The 16,216-nt window shown below is 37.1% G+C and carries 19 protein-coding genes; 1 reads left to right on the top strand and 18 read right to left on the bottom strand.

From position 1 onward, the window contains the following. Window positions 1-6 precede the first annotated feature (6 nt). The 18 genes from I4Q58_RS08490 to I4Q58_RS08575 form a co-directional block, all read right to left on the bottom strand. Window positions 7-357: a phosphomannose isomerase type II C-terminal cupin domain gene (locus tag I4Q58_RS08490; RefSeq protein WP_203295434.1), complete on the bottom strand. Its 351-nt coding sequence runs from the start codon at window positions 355-357 to the stop codon at window positions 7-9. Then, on the bottom strand, window positions 354-1,343 hold the full coding sequence (locus tag I4Q58_RS08495; protein WP_203295435.1) for an ATP-dependent 6-phosphofructokinase: 990 nt from the start codon (window positions 1,341-1,343) through the stop codon (window positions 354-356). Before I4Q58_RS08495 ends, I4Q58_RS08490 begins: the two co-directional genes overlap by 4 nt. Next, the gene (locus I4Q58_RS08500) at window positions 1,333-2,250 is read right to left on the bottom strand and encodes an alpha/beta fold hydrolase (RefSeq protein ID WP_013072809.1); all 918 of its coding nucleotides are present in this window, start codon (window positions 2,248-2,250) and stop codon (window positions 1,333-1,335) included. Before I4Q58_RS08500 ends, I4Q58_RS08495 begins: the two co-directional genes overlap by 11 nt. Next, complete coding sequence (locus I4Q58_RS08505; RefSeq protein ID WP_203295436.1) at window positions 2,247-3,590, bottom strand: dicarboxylate/amino acid:cation symporter; 1,344 nt, start codon at window positions 3,588-3,590, stop codon at window positions 2,247-2,249. Before I4Q58_RS08505 ends, I4Q58_RS08500 begins: the two co-directional genes overlap by 4 nt. An 8-nt stretch (window positions 3,591-3,598) precedes the next feature. Next, entirely contained in the window at window positions 3,599-4,660 is a 1,062-nt protein-coding gene (locus I4Q58_RS08510) for a class I fructose-bisphosphate aldolase (protein WP_203295437.1), read from the bottom strand. A gap of 11 nt (window positions 4,661-4,671) precedes the next feature. Next, window positions 4,672-5,685 carry a type II glyceraldehyde-3-phosphate dehydrogenase gene (locus I4Q58_RS08515; RefSeq protein WP_203295438.1) on the bottom strand — a complete coding sequence of 338 codons (1,014 nt, stop codon included), beginning with the start codon at window positions 5,683-5,685 and terminating at the stop codon, window positions 4,672-4,674. Continuing rightward, window positions 5,682-7,013, bottom strand: coding sequence for a Na+/H+ antiporter NhaA (nhaA, locus tag I4Q58_RS08520; protein ID WP_203295439.1), 1,332 nt, complete (start codon window positions 7,011-7,013; stop codon window positions 5,682-5,684). The genes I4Q58_RS08515 and nhaA overlap by 4 nt, the downstream gene beginning before the upstream one ends. A 2-nt stretch (window positions 7,014-7,015) precedes the next feature. Beyond that, complete coding sequence (locus I4Q58_RS08525; protein ID WP_203295440.1) at window positions 7,016-8,407, bottom strand: NAD(P)/FAD-dependent oxidoreductase; 1,392 nt, start codon at window positions 8,405-8,407, stop codon at window positions 7,016-7,018. Window positions 8,408-8,429: 22 nt separating this feature from the next. Continuing rightward, a complete protein-coding gene (locus I4Q58_RS08530) occupies window positions 8,430-8,891 on the bottom strand; it encodes a universal stress protein (protein WP_203295441.1) in 462 nt (153 codons plus the stop codon). A gap of 12 nt (window positions 8,892-8,903) precedes the next feature. Continuing rightward, complete coding sequence (locus I4Q58_RS08535) at window positions 8,904-9,518, bottom strand: lycopene cyclase domain-containing protein (RefSeq protein WP_236002862.1); 615 nt, start codon at window positions 9,516-9,518, stop codon at window positions 8,904-8,906. 101 nt (window positions 9,519-9,619) lie between these two features. Continuing rightward, complete coding sequence (locus tag I4Q58_RS08540; protein WP_085767731.1) at window positions 9,620-9,895, bottom strand: DUF5676 family membrane protein; 276 nt, start codon at window positions 9,893-9,895, stop codon at window positions 9,620-9,622. 16 nt (window positions 9,896-9,911) lie between these two features. After that, entirely contained in the window at window positions 9,912-10,130 is a 219-nt protein-coding gene (locus tag I4Q58_RS08545) for an SHOCT domain-containing protein (RefSeq protein ID WP_085767732.1), read from the bottom strand. A gap of 21 nt (window positions 10,131-10,151) precedes the next feature. Then, the gene (locus I4Q58_RS08550) at window positions 10,152-10,367 is read right to left on the bottom strand and encodes a heavy-metal-associated domain-containing protein (protein WP_085767733.1); all 216 of its coding nucleotides are present in this window, start codon (window positions 10,365-10,367) and stop codon (window positions 10,152-10,154) included. Between the two features lie 296 nt (window positions 10,368-10,663). Continuing rightward, window positions 10,664-11,125 (bottom strand): hypothetical protein, encoded by a 462-nt coding sequence (locus I4Q58_RS08555; protein WP_203295443.1) that lies wholly within the window; start codon window positions 11,123-11,125, stop codon window positions 10,664-10,666. Window positions 11,126-11,260: 135 nt separating this feature from the next. Then, entirely contained in the window at window positions 11,261-11,863 is a 603-nt protein-coding gene (locus tag I4Q58_RS08560) for a WG repeat-containing protein (protein WP_203295444.1), read from the bottom strand. A 71-nt stretch (window positions 11,864-11,934) separates the two neighbouring features. After that, entirely contained in the window at window positions 11,935-12,516 is a 582-nt protein-coding gene (locus I4Q58_RS08565; RefSeq protein WP_085767737.1) for a helix-turn-helix domain-containing protein, read from the bottom strand. A 178-nt stretch (window positions 12,517-12,694) separates the two neighbouring features. Then, on the bottom strand, window positions 12,695-13,117 hold the full coding sequence (locus I4Q58_RS08570) for an HYC_CC_PP family protein (protein ID WP_085767738.1): 423 nt from the start codon (window positions 13,115-13,117) through the stop codon (window positions 12,695-12,697). Between the two features lie 161 nt (window positions 13,118-13,278). After that, window positions 13,279-15,507 (bottom strand): TonB-dependent receptor domain-containing protein, encoded by a 2,229-nt coding sequence (locus I4Q58_RS08575; RefSeq protein ID WP_203295445.1) that lies wholly within the window; start codon window positions 15,505-15,507, stop codon window positions 13,279-13,281. Window positions 15,508-15,734: 227 nt separating this feature from the next. On the opposite strand from I4Q58_RS08575, the gene I4Q58_RS08580 reads away from it, so the two are divergent. Further along, window positions 15,735-16,151: an HYC_CC_PP family protein gene (locus tag I4Q58_RS08580; RefSeq protein ID WP_203295446.1), complete on the top strand. Its 417-nt coding sequence runs from the start codon at window positions 15,735-15,737 to the stop codon at window positions 16,149-16,151. Window positions 16,152-16,216 lie beyond the last annotated feature (65 nt).

Below are 16,216 nucleotides of genomic sequence, written 5' to 3' on the forward strand. Positions count from 1 at the left end.
TAATATTTATTTGGGGTCTTCCCTGTTGTATTTGTCCTTTAGCCTGACAATATCGTTTTCATCAAAATTTCCAAAAGAAATTTCAAGGATACTTACCGAAGAATCAGATGTTTTTATTTGATGTACGGTTTCCTTCGGGATAAAAAATTCGTCCCCTTTCCTGCCAACTTTTATTTTGTCGCCAATTACGAAACTTCCCGTTCCATCCATTACTCTCCAGAATTCCTCCCTGTTATGGTGAAACTGTAGGCTTAGCTCTTCGTTTGGATTGACCGTAAGTATTTTTACGGTGCTTATTTCATTATGGGTAAAGCGTTCAAAGTTTCCCCAAGGTCTTTCCTCTGTGTATGTTTTCATTTTTCTCGTTTTTGTTTACCAAATAGTTCTAAAAGTTCTTTCAACTCTTTATTTACTTCATGTTGTTTGACCACTTCTTCAAAAGAAGTAAAGTGCAATTGATTGTTTAAAATCCCAACCATTACATTATTTTCACTTTGTAAAAGTGATTTTACGGCTTCCACCCCAAGCCTAATACCCAACATCCTATCTAAAGCAGAGGGATTTCCACCTCGCTGTATGTGGCCAAGCTTTGTTATGCGTAAATCGACATTGGGATTGACTTCCTTTATTTTTGATGAAACAAGTTCGGCTCCTATTTCATCCCCTTCAGAAACCACGACAAGAAAAGCATCTTCGCTATCGTAATTTTTAACCTTATCCAATAGATAAATGAGGTCTTTGCCGCTCTCGGGAATTAAAATGGCATCTGCTCCCGTGGCAAGTCCTGAATGAATGGCAATGTAACCCGAATCCCTGCCCATTACTTCTACAATAAATACGCGGTTGTGAGATTCGGCTGTGTCTTTTATTTTATCAATATTTTCAATTGCTGTGTTTACTGCAGAATCAAAACCAAGGGTATAATCAGTGCCAGAAATATCGTTGTCAATAGTCCCGGGAATCCCTATGAATGGGATATCGCATATTTCTGAAAAAGCAAGTAATCCCTTAAATGTACCATCGCCACCTATGGCAATCAGGGCGTCTATTTTGTTTGCATTTAGGGTTTGCAGGGCTTTTTTTCGACCTTCCAGTTCGAGAAAACGTTTGCTTCGTGCGGTCTTTAGAATTGTGCCACCCTTTTGGGTCAGTTTTTGTAATTCGTGTGATTTAAATTGAACCAAGTCACCGTCTATCAATCCTTCATATCCTTTTCTAAAACCACTAACTTTTATACCAGTTGCTTCAGCCGTTTTTGCAATGGCGTACAAGGCTGAATTCATCCCTGGACTATCACCTCCAGAGGTAAATACACCTATATGTTTAATTTTATTAGTATTCATTTAAAATTGTTTTTTGTGATTTTTTATCTGAAACAGAAAAATCTTGGATGGTCTTCCATACAAATTCTGCTTCTTTTAGAAAGAACTGATGGTCTCCCCCTGTAGAGGTAACAGTTTTTACGTTTGTAAATTCTCTTGATAAGTCTATAGCATTTTTGAGCGGTGCAGTAGTGTCCTTTGCTCCGTGAATGAAAAGCACTTTTGTGTTTCTAATCTTTCTTGCAATCCCGTATAAATCTGTTTTTAGGATTATCCTCGTAAGCGAATAATAGTAGCTCTGCCAATGGTGTTTTTTTGCATCTTCATAAACATCATCCGTGAGGTTGTCAGGCTTGAATGCACGCGACATAAAAATGGGATGAATCATACAGATGTATTTAGAGAATCTGCTTGTTGATATTCTGTCCACAAAGGAATGTGAGGACATAATTTTTTTAAATTCATCTGCATCCTGATAAACAGGTATTCCAATAAAAATGCCTGCTTTGAGCCAATTTGAGTGTTTTTCCAATAGGGCCATTGAAATTATAGCGCCCATAGAATGACCGGCAACTATGGTTTTTCCATCATTGAATCCTTCTTTTTGCAAAACCAATTCTAAAGCTTTAAGTTGAACTGAAAGCGAATAATCACTTTGTGGTTTTGGCGAATCACCAAAACCCAAAAGGTCTATTAATAGCAAAGTGTGTGTTTTTGAAATGCTTTCTAAATTGCGTTTCCAATAATTCAATGACCCTGTCAAACCGTGCAGCAAAACGAGTTTGTTTTCACCCGCACCTATAATTTCATAATTTAAGAGTGTTTTGTCAGCATCATAAGCTGGGTGCTTAACAATCTTATAATGTTGGTATCCTGCTATAGCAACCACAGGAAAAATGAAAAATATGGATATGAGTAGTAATGTCATATTTTTAAAGTTTTATCATTAACCAATATTGGGGTTTTACCATAAAACCTATTAAAAACCATACAAGCTGTGAGGTCACCCGTTACGTTTACAGCAGTCCTGAACATTCCCAACAATCTTTCTACACCAATAATAATGATGATGCCTTCGGCTGGAATACCGACACTTCCCAAAACAGAAGCGAGTATCACCACACCACCTCCGGGAATGGCAGGTGTGCCGATTGAAGCAGCAACGATGGTTACGATGACCACAATAATATTGAGCAAACTCATTTCCAAGCCATAGGCTTGGGCTATGAATAGCGTAGTTATGGTTTGATAGAGTGCAGTGCCATCCATATTGACGGTTGCACCTATGGGAATAATAAAATTGCCAATGGTCTTGTCAACCTTCAATTCTTCTTCGGCTGTTTGAAGGGAAAGTGGCATCACGGCCGCAGAGCTTGTGGTTGAAAAGGCCAATAATTGAACGTCCCTTATTTTTTTTAGGAAATGCATAGGGTTTGCTTTTCCAAGAAGCACAATTAGCCCTAAATAGAAAATTACCAAAAGTAATAGACCGAGCAGGACGACACCAACATAATAGGTGAGACCGGAAAGAGAACTTAAACCAACACTAGAGGTAAGCTGCGCCATAAGACCGAAAACAGCAATAGGCACTAGAAGCATTGACCATTTCACTACTGTCATACAGACTTCCTGAATGGCACTTAGAAGCAGCTTTACTGGGCGCAGTAAGGCATTTTCTAGTGATAGCACAGCTACACCAATAATGATTGTGAAAATCACGATACTCAACATTTCACCGCTTACCATTGATGCCAAGGGGTTTTCGGGAAGCAGGTTTGAGATGGCATCAGGAATTGTTTCAATTCCGAAGGAAAGCTCGGGTTCATCAGTTGAAACTGCCATAATTTCATTATGCTCTTTTAGTGATTGTTGATGAAGAAAACGACCCGGTCTAAAAATTTGGGATAGTATCGTACCTATGCTAACCGAAACTATTGTTGTGCCCAAAAAATACAGTAAAACACCACCGCCAAGTTTTTTTAGACTATCCTTATCGTTGCTTACGATTCCTGTGATGATAGAAGCCACAATCAACGGAATCATAATCATTTGAACCAGTTTCAGAAATAGTACACCAGGCAATGCCAGCCAATTCCCCGCGATATCTGCGGTTTCTTTAGAAATCCATCCATTTTGTGGGCTTAACAACAAACCAAATCCGACACCTAAAAACAAAGCAATGATTACCTTAAGCCATAAGCGACTTTCTACCAGTTTGAGAAGGTAGTGGTTAAGTGATTTTAATGATTTTATCTCAGTGTCAAACATTCTGTTGATTATGCTATATTAATTTTATTATCCAGATACACTTCCTGAACAGATTGTAATATTTTCACGCCTTCACCGAAGGGCTTTTGAAATGCTTTCCTTCCCATTATCAGCCCAGAGCCGCCAGCCCTTTTATTGATAACGGCAGTTGTTAAAGCTTCAACCAAATCAGACTCACCTTTGGACCCACCTCCTGAGTTAATCAGTCCTATTTTACCCATATAGCAATTAGCAACTTGTAATCGGCAAAGGTCTATGGGATGGTCTGTGGTTAGGGTTTTATACATTTCACCATCATATTTTCCAAATCCTATCTCTTTGAAACCAAAATTATTGGTGGGTAATTTTTGTTTGATGATGTCTGCTTGAATAGTAACACCCAAATGGTTTGCCTGCCCAGTTACATCGGCAGCTGCGTGATAATCTTCCTTGTTGGTTTTAAATGCCTCGTTCCGTGTATAGCACCATAAGATGGTGGCCATTCCCAGATTATGGGCTTCTTCAAAAGCTTCAGCTATTTCTTTTAGCTGTCTGTTGCTTTCTGCTGAACCGAAATAAATCGTAGCTCCTACGGCAATTGCTCCCATATCCCAAGCGGTTTTTACATTACCAAAGAGCGTTTGGTCATATTTATTTGGATAGGTGAGTAACTCATTATGGTTAATCTTAACGATAAAAGGGATTTTATGGGCATACTTTCGAGCGTTCAAGCCCAATACTCCAAACGTAGATGCCACACCATTACAACCCGCTTCGATAGCAAGTTTTATAATGTTCTCAGGGTCAAAATAATCCGGGTTCTTGTAGAATGAAAAGGTTGCGCTATGCTCAATGCCTTGGTCTACTGGAAGAATACTCAAATAGCCTGTGCCACCAAGATTGCCGTGGTTGTATAATTGGTTAAGGCTTCTTATTACCTGTGGATTTCTGTTGCTATTGACAAATACTTTTTCAAGACTATTTTTACTTGGTGTCTGCAATTCATCTTTTGTGATTCTTTCACAAACGTGATTCAAGTAGAAATCAGCTTTGTCTCCTAAAAGCTCTGTGATATTTATATCTGTTTTCATTTAAAAGAGGATTAATGAATTCCTAAGCTTTCATTGGTTTTGGCGATGGATTTCCCCCCATCTGTTTCAATTCCAGTTAGTGCTCTAATAGCATCTATGGTTTCTGGGATAACAATAGCTTGGTTGTCTACCACGTAGGCATAAAAGAGTTCGTCTCCCTTTACTTTCAGCATATCTTCCCAAAGAGCAACTTCATACATATCGCCCCAAGGTCTTCCCATATCTAAGAACATTTCCTTGATGGTGTTGTTAGAAACCAAGCCTTGGTCATATCGAATTAGTTTAATACGACTTGAAGTTTTAAAGGCATTTAGCACTTCTTGCTTTGTCGACTGCTTTTTCAATTTCACATTCCAGTAGTGCATATGGCTTAAGGTTTGCGGTACTTTTACTGCTGCGGTGATGACATCCAATTCTGGGTCAACACTTTTAGCATCCGGACCTTGATGGCTTGGAATATCTTTTTCGGGAACCATCGTATTCATAATACCACCCAAATGACTTTCCCAAGGGTCTGTAGCTCTTCTTAAAAGTGTTCCTCTTGCATAATCCAATAAATTAGCTCTTTTTAAAGCGGTTAATGTTCTTAAAATAGACGTGGTATTGCAGGAAACAACCCTTGTCGCATTCAAGTTTATAGCAGATTGATAGTTGTTTTCCGCACTAAAGGAATGTCCTGTAGTTTCGTGTTTTTCGCCACCGTGCAAAATGAATTTTATAATCTGTTCTTTATAAATCGCTACATTTTGAGCAGCAATCTTTTTAGGCGTACAGTCCACAACAAGGTCTGATTTCTTTAAAAGTTCCTGCATATTGCCTTTAACAGAAATCCCTTGAGATTTCATATTATGAGCTGCATCTTGAGTTGCTGCGTATATGTCGTAATTCTTTCTTACTGCATTTTGAATACGCCAATCGCTGATGATATCGCAAACACCTGAAAGCTTCATATCGTCTTGTAGATTGATGGCATCGGCCACTCTTTTTCCAATGACTCCGTAACCTATAACTGCAATTTTTTTCATACGTTTTTAATTTTAAGTTTTTTAGTATTTTTTAAAAGTATAATTGAACCTATTGTGCCAGCAATTAAAGAAGCAAATAGGATGCTTACTTTTGCGGTATAAATAAATTCTTCGTTTGTAAATGCCAGTTCATTGATAAACAATGACATTGTAAACCCGATTCCTCCAAGAAAAGCGACTCCATATATTTGATTCCAATTAATAGCATCTGGTATTTTTGCCAATTTTAATGCAACAAGTAGTCTTGTAAAAGAAATAATGCCTAAAAATTTGCCAAAAACCAGGCCTGCGCCTATACCTAAACTAATTGGGCTGAGCAATACTTTACCCACTTCTCCGTGTAAATGTATGCCTGCATTGGCAAGTGCAAAAAGCGGCAGCACCACAAAACTTACAATAGGATTTAGCGATTTTTCTAATTTTTGGAGGGGAGTTTCGGCTTCTGAACTTGTGTTTTTGATTTCTTCCAATATTTCAAGTTGCTCGTTGGAAATAAGTGTTCCTTTTACGGGCTTAATCTTTATGAAACGTGTGTGTAGATTGCTTAAACGCTTTAGAAAAGTGTCCTCCTTAATTTTTACTCTTCCTGGAATCGCAAAAGCTGTAAGGATTCCTGCTATGGTAGGGTGAATGCCTGAAAAGAAGAAAGCTAACCAAACGCCACCTATCCCTATAATGGCATAAAACCACGTTTTCCTAATCCCCGCATAATTGCCTATGATTAAAAGACCAAAGAACAGTAATCCGTGAAATAAATCCATAATAGAAATACCAGAGGTGTAAAACAGCGCAATCACCAATACACCGCCTAAATCATCCACTACGGCAAGAGTTACTAAAAATACTCGTAGGGCTATGGGCAAACGTTTTCCGAACAAAGCCAAAATACCTAAGGAAAAAGCGATGTCTGTCGCCATCGGAATTCCCCAACCTTGAGATGCTTCACCAGTAGTGTTAAAGAGAAAATATAATAAGGCGGGAAAAACCATACCTCCTATGGCAGCACCGATAGGGAGTACGGCATTTTGAGGAGTCGATAGTTTCCCGCCCAAAATTTCACGTTTTAATTCCAAACCAACTTGTAGGAAAAACAATGCCATTAAGCCATCATTAATCCAAAGTAGAAGGGGCTCGGTGATTTCAAAACTACCTACTGTAAAGGAAATGTCCATTTTCATTAAGCTACGGTACATTTCTTGCCAAGGGGAATTTGCCCATACCATTGCTATGATAACGGTAATGAGAAGGAGAATACCTGTGTTATTCAGGCCTTTTGAAGTGACGCTAAATACGGTCTGTATTCCTCTATATGTTTTTTTCTCTAGCATTATTAGGTTATGTTTTTGACTTCTTCTTTATTGTCCTTTTTTCGTTTTGTTTGTGAATCTTTAGTTTTTGGTTTAAAATTCCTAATAATTAGGCGGTTGCTTTTTTCATATGTGAAATAGCTAACCGCCCAATTAAAACCAACCATCAATCTATTTCTAAATCCACTTATAGATAACAAGTGTACAATTGACCATAGCAACCAAGCGAAATAACCAGCAAATTTGAATTTGCCTAAATCGGCAACAGCCTTTCGTTTTCCTACTGTGGCCAATGAACCTTTGTCTTTGTATTCAAAAGGTTTTACGCCTTCATCCTTAATAATTTTCAATAATACATTACCTAAATATTTGCCTTGCTGGATTGCTGTTTGGGCTACTTGTGGATGCCCTTTGGGTGTGTCTGTAGTAATCATTGCCGCTATATCTCCCACGGCAAAAATATTTTTGTAGCCTTCTACCATTAAAAACGAGTCAGTTTTTAAGCGGTTACCCCAAACCAGGTGTTTTTCATCTATACCTTTGGGGAATTGTCCTTTTACACCTGCCGTCCAGATGAGGTTTCTTGCTAAAATTTTCTTTCCGCTTTTCGTAGTAACCTCTGAACCGTCATAATCACTTACCGACTCGTTGAATAGTACTTTTACATTTAAGTCTTTCAGATACTTTAAAGTTTTTGATGATGCTTTGTCTGACATTGTGCTTAACAACTCGTCAATAGCTTCTATCAAATAAATGTTCATTATGGAAGCAGGGTATTCTGGGTAATCCTTCGGTAGAATGTATTTGCAAAATTCAGCCAAAGCTCCTGCCATTTCTACACCAGCGGGACCACCTCCAACAATAACGAAATTTGTTAGGGAATCACGTTCATCATCATCGCAGGTAATGGCTGCTTGTTCTAAGTTTTGCAGCATCATATGGCGAATGTTGAGGGAATCACGAATATCCTTCATCCCTAAGCTGTTTTGGGCTACGGAATCCATTCCGAAAAAATTTGTGGTCGTACCCGTTGCCAATACGAGATAGTCGTAGTGGACTTTTCCTTTGGTAGTTGTTAATGTATTTGATGAGGGTTGAATTTCCTCGACTTCCGCCAAGCGGAACACTACATTTTTATATCCCTTAAATTGTTTTCTAAATGGAAACACAATGCTGTCTGGCTCCAAAGCACTCGTTGCCACTTGATAGAATAAAGGTTGAAATTGATGGAAGTTGTTTTTATTGAACAATACAACTTGTACTTCTTTGTGTTTCAATTTTTCTACCAATGCCAGACCAGCAAAACCACCACCAATGATAACTACGCGAGGTAGGTCAGAATCTGGAAGGCAGATATCATCCGTTACCTTGCAGGCAGATGACATTATTTTCTTATGTTGGTGGCTATCTTTCATTTGTTAGTTGTTCATATTTCATTCACCCTTCATCTTTACCTCTTGCAATAAGTACCGAGCACTTGGCGTGGGTGGCTAAATATTGGGAAACAGAGCCTAAAAGTAAGCGCGACAACGCACCTTGACCTTGAGAGCCCACTACGATTAAATCTGCTTTCCAATCCTCGGCTTTTTCGAGGATGGCACTTTTGGGTAGTCCGCTCACAACGATAGTAGTTATGTTAAGAGCTTCGTTTTTGCTCTTTAGAACATCGCTGGCTTCCGAAACAATTTTATTACCTATTGTTTTAGCACCACTTATGAAATCTTCGTAGTAGTTGTTCAAGCTTCCACCTGTGGCCATTAATTCTGGGCCAATCATAGTGGGAAACTCATATACATTTATAATGCAGATTTCAGCATATGATGGTAATATCATTTTATTGATTTCATCTACAGCAGCTTTGCTAAAGTCTGAACCGTCTACTGCCAATAGTATTTTCATAATTCGAATGTTTTAGTTGGTTAAAATTCCTTTCGGTTTTATAAGTTTTCTCCAATACAAGTGTTCATATAATCCAGACCAGTACATTCCAAAAGTGAAGGCGAACAGTAGTTCTTCTATGGGTACACCCAAGAAAAGAATATGGGTCAGGTTGTCAAGATTCCAGTACAGCTCCACATATTGAGGATAAAACGGAAGGATACTTCCGAAATAAATGAAGTACAGTACTGTAAACAAGATTCCTCCGACCCAAATCTTCTTATTTAAATCTGGACGGCAATAGAGTGTTGCCAAACCACCTATGAACAAAGCGATAATCCCACAATAAATGTGGTTGAGCGATGTAAATAGGGCAAGTATAAAAAAGACCAGCGCAGGCACAAAAAGTATATAAATATGTAGCTTATGTCGTTGGTGTCCACGCTCGCTCTGTGGTATTTCAACGAGGCTTCGCTTAAAAGTAAGGTTATAGAGTACCGTGCCAATCCCGCCAATAGCAAAAGAAAAGATAAGGCTTTCTATATCAAAACCTGTTTTTATAGCCAAATTGAACAGCGAAGGTGGAAACCAATATTCTGGAACAAACAAAGGTTCAGTTAAACCAAAAGGCATTGTTATAAGGCTCATTTTGAGCATCTCTTTTCTATGCCTTTTTTTTGACAAATAGATTGCCGCCCAAAGAGCGAGAATTATAAGTGACCATATAAACCAGACGTATTGCATAAACCTTACTGTTTTTTTATTTGAGCGTTATAAAAAGCAGCGATACAGGCACCGATTAGCCATCCCAAAATAAATGTTTGTACTATTCCTAATCCTGCTTCCCATAAGGGTACATCCATCCTAATAATGCTCGTGGTGTCTAAACCGTGCAATAGGCTGTTGAAAAAATCTATAGTGGCTTCTCGGCCTGCTGTTGCCATTACAATCATACAGCCCAAGTAAATTAACGCTCCGGTAAGCCCGAATGCGAATCCTAATTTCTTTACGTTTAATCGATACATAATTTTTAGTTTTAATTTAGTTGTCCGAGTTTATAATCTTTTTAGATTCTTCGAATTCTTCCTTGGATATTTCACCTTTTGCAAAGCGGTTTTTGAGAATATCGAGCGGGCTGTCCTTCTTAGTTTTTTGATAGGGAATATCTGTTGGGATAAAGAATATCCAAGCAATAAATATTATCCATATAATCCACCATATTAGGTGCATACCTCCAAAATGTCCGTCGTATAAATGCATAATTTTTGGTTTTAGTTGTTATTAATTTATTTCTGTAATTGTGTATCCGTTAAGTTTGCTGAGTTGCTTTTGTAATTCAGTAATTGAAAGTTTTTCTGTCATCGTGATAAACGTTGCGCCTTTTGGCGCCAGAAAAATTTCTGCCTTTTCGATATTGGGATGTTCTTCCAAAGTCTTCTTGACCCTTGCTACACATCCACCACAACTGATTCCGTTTATTTGAAATTTTTGCTTCATTGTGTTTTATTTATTAGTGATCTTGATGTCTTTTGTGTTCTTCTTTTGTGTTCTGTTCAGATTGATTGTTATTGCCATCCCGATGCTTACGATTATTGGATCTTCCGTGCCGATGTGAACCGTGGGGCATAAACAAATGGATACCGAACATAACGAGGATGAAAATGAACAGAGAAGAACTGCTTCCTATACCAAACGATGGTGCTAAAAAAATAAATAGCAACGGTAGTCCACATCCGATGACCATCCATATCCAGTGACTGTTTTTCATTGTGCTTTGCTTTATGGGTTAGAAATTAGTGATGTTCAGAATGATTGTTTTCTGTTTCATTGTTCATATACATCATATCCATTCCCTTATCTTTCATCATCATAGAACAGGATTCCATACAATCTTCACTCATCATTCCTTTTTCGTGCATCATTTTCATCATATTTCCCATCATTTTTCCATCGTCCATCATTCTGTTCATCATTGAATGCATCATTGTGCTATCCTTCATCATCATTTGCATACCCTGTCCATTCATCATAGAACCCATCATTTTTTTGTTGCCTTGCATCATTTTCATTGTTGCTGGATTTCCGTGCATACTTTTCATAAACTCGGCCATATATGCATCGTTCTCAACAATGCTATTAAAAACCTCTGTGCGCGTCTTAGGATTTTCCAGTAGTGCTTGCGTGTCTGTTTCTTGTTTGCAGCTGAATAAACTGAAAAGGCCAATTGCCAGTAAACCAATAAATAGTGTTCTCATTTTCTTTGTTATTTAATTAGACATAAATTTATTTTTAAACCCATTCCCAATAGCTAATTGGGTTATAGAGAGGGAATGGGTTATCAGCTATTAATCGGGCTGAATTTTTAAGTTTTTGTTTTAGTATAATATTTACTAATCGATTTTTTTGATTTGCCATTTAGAGTTGTTTCCTTTTACGGCGACCAAATTGGCCGAAATAAATTTTGATGTTATGGTTGGGGAACCACTATTTTTTATGTTCTGTGGCGAAACGTGTAAGGCCAGTTGTGTTAAGTGGTCAATCGTCGTTCCGGTTTTATCTATAACCACTTCAAAGTAATGATAGCTTACCACGTCCTTTTTGAAAATATCATTATAGCCAATGGTCTCTTTGTGTACCTTTAGTGCTATTGCCTTTTTGTTATTAAAATTGGTGGCGTTAAGAAATTGAGGTGCAATAACAGTTTCCCCTTCTTTATTTATATATCCATAATAGAGCACCCCATCCTTATGATGGGCAATCAAGCATCTATCGTCTTCAAAGATTGGGTAATTGGCGTTGTCTGTTTTGGTTACCACCAAATCATTTCGAAAATCAATGATTAATTTTCCTTCTTGGTCAATAAAACCCCATTCGTTCCCTTTTTTAATGGCGGCAACGCCATCGTTAAAAGGCGAGATGTAGTCTAAATTTTCTAAAGTTTGAGCTATTCCCAGATAAGGGATGAGCAGTAATGCGATGACAAATTTTTTCATTTTTGGTTTGATTTAATTTGTTAAAATTAATGACTGTTGCAGACCTTTATCTGCATAACTTTCATTGATATCTATATAATTTCATCATAGAAATTCCGTTTCCAATTTCCTGTGTTCTTGTAATCTGTCATACTCATTCCCACCACTTCCTTAAACTGTCTGGATAAATGATTTACGCTGCTATAGTCCAATAGGTAACCTATGTCAGAGAAGGAATGTTGTTTAAGTTGGATAAGTTCTTTAACCTTCTCTATCTTCAATTTGATGAAATACTTTTCAATGGTTGATTTTTCAATGGTTGAAAATAGTTTGCTCAGTGTCTTATAGTCACGATGCAATGCTGAGGCCAAGAGTTCTGAGGTCTTCACTTTCATATCCAATGGTAGTTCAACAAGTTGCTCGATTAGTAGAATTTTGATTCTTTCAACCAGCATCTCTTCTTCATTTTCTACAATTTTGAAACTATTTGTGTGAAGCACCCTTGTTACGTTGTCCGTTATAGCAGCTTCATTTAGGTTAGGTGCTTCTACCAATAACCTTCCTAGCTCTAATGAGAGTACAGTAATATCTAATTCTTGTAGTTCTTGTTTTATAACTTTAAGGCATCTGCTACAAACCATATTCTTAATCCAGAATTCTTTTGGTGAGCTCATTATAGTATTGGTGTTACTATTGAGTATTCGGCTCAATAGTTTGTAAGGTTTTAACCTTACTGGGTTAATTTGATAAATTGTGTTGTTGGGTAATGGATACAACAATGTTTAGCCAGAAGTTGTTCTTTGACTATAATAGAGGATACAGATTGATATGATCAATCTGCAAGTAAGAAAATCAAATTAAATATGTCTCGTGAAGAACCTGTATATCCTTAGACAACAAGGGCGGCCTATATTGTTCAAAAGGAATGATGTTTTTTTCAAGCCCTTCAAATAGATTGAGGTAAGTGTAAAAAAAGGTGTTAAGAAAGAGTATATCTTCATACTCAAGTTGGGTCTGAGCCTTTTTTATGGTGTCATCACCTGTTTTAATCAAAGTTTGGTTGCTGCAGCAATCTTTTTCTTGAAGAGAAGTACACTGTTTTGTGTTTAAATCTTTTTTTTGAGCCTTGTCTGCACATACTTTGGCTTTTCCAAAGAGTGCCATATCAACCAATTTATTGCAGCAAAAGTGCATATCTACTGTAAATGAAGCTGTGCTAAAAAATATAGTAGCTGCTAAAAAGAAGGCCAATATTTTGGTAAAAAAAGATTTCACGTAATAAAATTAATGATTTTATATCAAAAATTTAAAAAAAATGTTAAAAAATTAGTTTATGTTATTATTTTTTGATTTATCATAAACTTTAATTTTACGCTACGAATTTAAAATAATCGGTTTTCAAAAAATATGACTTTTGTCATCAAATAAAGATTACTTTAAAATCCGTAACCGACGGCAAAATTGATTCCAAAAGGATGACCGGGACGTAAACCTGCTGGTACGCGAGATACAGGATATTCTGAATTAAATAAGTTTATTATGTTTGTTGATAGCATAAAATTTTCATTTAAAAAATATTGAACAGATAAGTCAAAGATGAAATTAGAATCTACTTTGAAGTTTTCTGGAATTGGTCCAGAACCAGCCTTGGTTCTAAATGCACCTGTATAGCGCGTATTTAGGTTTACTTCAAATTTCTTATTCTGTAGCCCTAAGGTTGCATTTAATTGGTTTTTTGCAATGTATGGTATTTCATCCCCTTTGGTAACCACCCCATAGATATCTTCGTTACTGTCAAAACTGGTCAGGAATTCGGTATCGGTAAGCGTATAGGAAATCGATAGAGGAAGTTTAAATTTCTCTGATGTATTGTATAGCAAATTGTAATTAAGCAAAAGTTCAAGGCCACTTACTCGCACTTCACCTGCATTAAACTGGTCAAGGCTGCCTGTACCGCCTGTCGCGGCCAAATCACTTCCCAACAGATTTTGATAATCATTGTAGAACCCGACAAGTTCCCCTGAAAAACCTTTAAAGCCAAATCGAGAACCCAACTCATAATTAATACTTTCTTCTGCATTTTGTCCCGGTGTATTACTTGGTGGCGAAAACCCTTTATGTACCCCACCGAAGATCGATATATAGTTATTGAATCTGTAATTAGTACCTATGCCGGGAATCCATACATCTACTTTGTTCTCGCGAATAGCTAAATCCTGACCAGTTCTGTTTGGGTCGCTGGTGCCATAATCCGTTCGGGTAAGGGTTATATTTTCATAGCGCAAGCCAGGTGTTAATGTCAGGTTCTCAATTTTAAGGGTGTACAAGAGGTGCGCCGCCAATGCTTTTGCACTGCTTATACGATTAGCGTCAGTTCCTTTTTCAGCCACTGTGGTTTGTATTAATTCTTGGTTTTGAAATGCGTACCTGTCCACCCACTGAAATCTATCCTCGTCATCTTCGTGGTAGCGTAGACCCACTTCTAGGGTTTGTATCCAATCAGAACCCCATCGTAATTTGGCAATGGATTGAACACCATTTGAGGTGTATGTTCTGTTATTTGCTTTTATGCCCATAACATCGTCTTGGGTGTTTTCGTTTCCTAAAATGGTTTGGTATTCTAAGGGATAATCCTGTGGTGAGGACAGGATGTTACTAATGCTCACCCTTTCGCCTAAATTTACATCGTCCAATTTGTACCAATTGCGCTTGAATTTATTTAAGTAGCCGGTAGTATTTATATTTAACGAAGGGGATATTTGTATAAAATGGGTAAGTTGGTATTGTTGATGTTCGGCGTTCATTACATCTTCGGACGACGCCCTGTATCTTCTATAAGGGTTTTCTTCAAAATCTTCATCGGTCAATCCCAAGTAAGTTTCGTTTGCCTCTTCTTCAGAATATTGGATTTTAAATGTTAGTGACTGATACATTTTTGCATCTAAATTTGAGTTAACCCTAAACTTCGCCAAATAATCAGATTTATCAAATCCTGTATTGCCACCGCCATCTAAATCCTTAAAACCGTCTGAGCTGTAATTGAAATAATCCGTTACAAATCCAAAGTTTTGATAGCTATCACCAATGACTAATTGCGTGTTTCTTGAGCCATAATTCCCTGCGGCAATGGAAGCTCGTCCAGAAAATTCATCAGGAATTCGGGAAGAAATCATATTAATGGCACCGCCAGTGGTGTTGGGTCCATATTGAATTTGACTGCTTCCTTTCAAGATTTCGACGGCCTGCATACGCCCAATAGTTGGGAAATAATAGGCGGCAGGTGCGCTGTAGGGTGCTGGGGCAATGAGAACGCCATCTTCCATCAAATTTATTTTTGCACTACGCTCAGGCGATGTACCTCGCAAACTTATATTTGGACGTAGTCCAAAACCATCCTCTTCGTAAATATTAATTCCTGGAACCGTTTGTAATACCCTATTGATATTTGTATATGAAAATTTTTTTAAATCCTCTTCGGAAATATAGCTCGCAGAACCTGTTTTGTTTTTAATCTCAAATTTACTGCCCAGTATGGTGTTAGCGGATACAATCACTTCTTTTAGGCGTTCCGTCTTTTGTTGTATAGTATCCATTTTTTGAGGATTTGTTTGCGCCAATATATATGTAAACTGCAAGATAAATAGTAGGGAAAATAGAGTTCTCATTGGTAATAAAATTATTTAGAATGATTTTAAATAGAAGACAAATGTAATGTACTGGTTTTAAAAAACCAATCTTATTTAGAATAATTCTTAATAATATTTTTAAAGTTTTTTAAGCTCAATAACTTATCCCTAGAAAAAAATTATAACAATAAAAAACCCGAAACGTTATGCAAATTGTTTGTTAAATAAAAAGATTTTACTTAAAATTTTATACTTTTGTACAATTGATGAAGAAGATTTTTTTTAAAATAGCATCATTTTGTATGGCACTTTTAGTGTTATTCTCAACGTTTTCTTTTACGTTGGCAAGTCATTATTGCGGTGATGTTTTAGTTGATTCTTCATTGTTTGGAAAAGTAGAAACCTGCGGTATGGAAGTTCAAAAAACTTCTACTTCTTCTAATTGTGATATTATCAAGAAAAACTGCTGCAGTGATGAGCAATTGCTTTTAGAAGGTCAGGATACACTAAAAATTTCCTTCGAAAAACTGGATAAAGAACAGCAAGTATTTGTTGTAACATTTATCCAATCGTATTTAGATTTGTTTGAGTATGAAAACTCAGATAATGAAGCATTTATAGATTATTCCCCACCGCCCCTTATTAGGGACGTTCAAGTCCTAGACCAGACTTTCCTCATTTGATTTTTAAGTAATTAATTCTTACGTCCAACATTAATTTGTTTGGACTAAACTGCTTGTACCTTGTT

The organism is Luteirhabdus pelagi (genome assembly GCF_016827595.1).
Classification (GTDB): Bacteria; Bacteroidota; Bacteroidia; order Flavobacteriales; family Flavobacteriaceae; genus Luteirhabdus; species Luteirhabdus pelagi.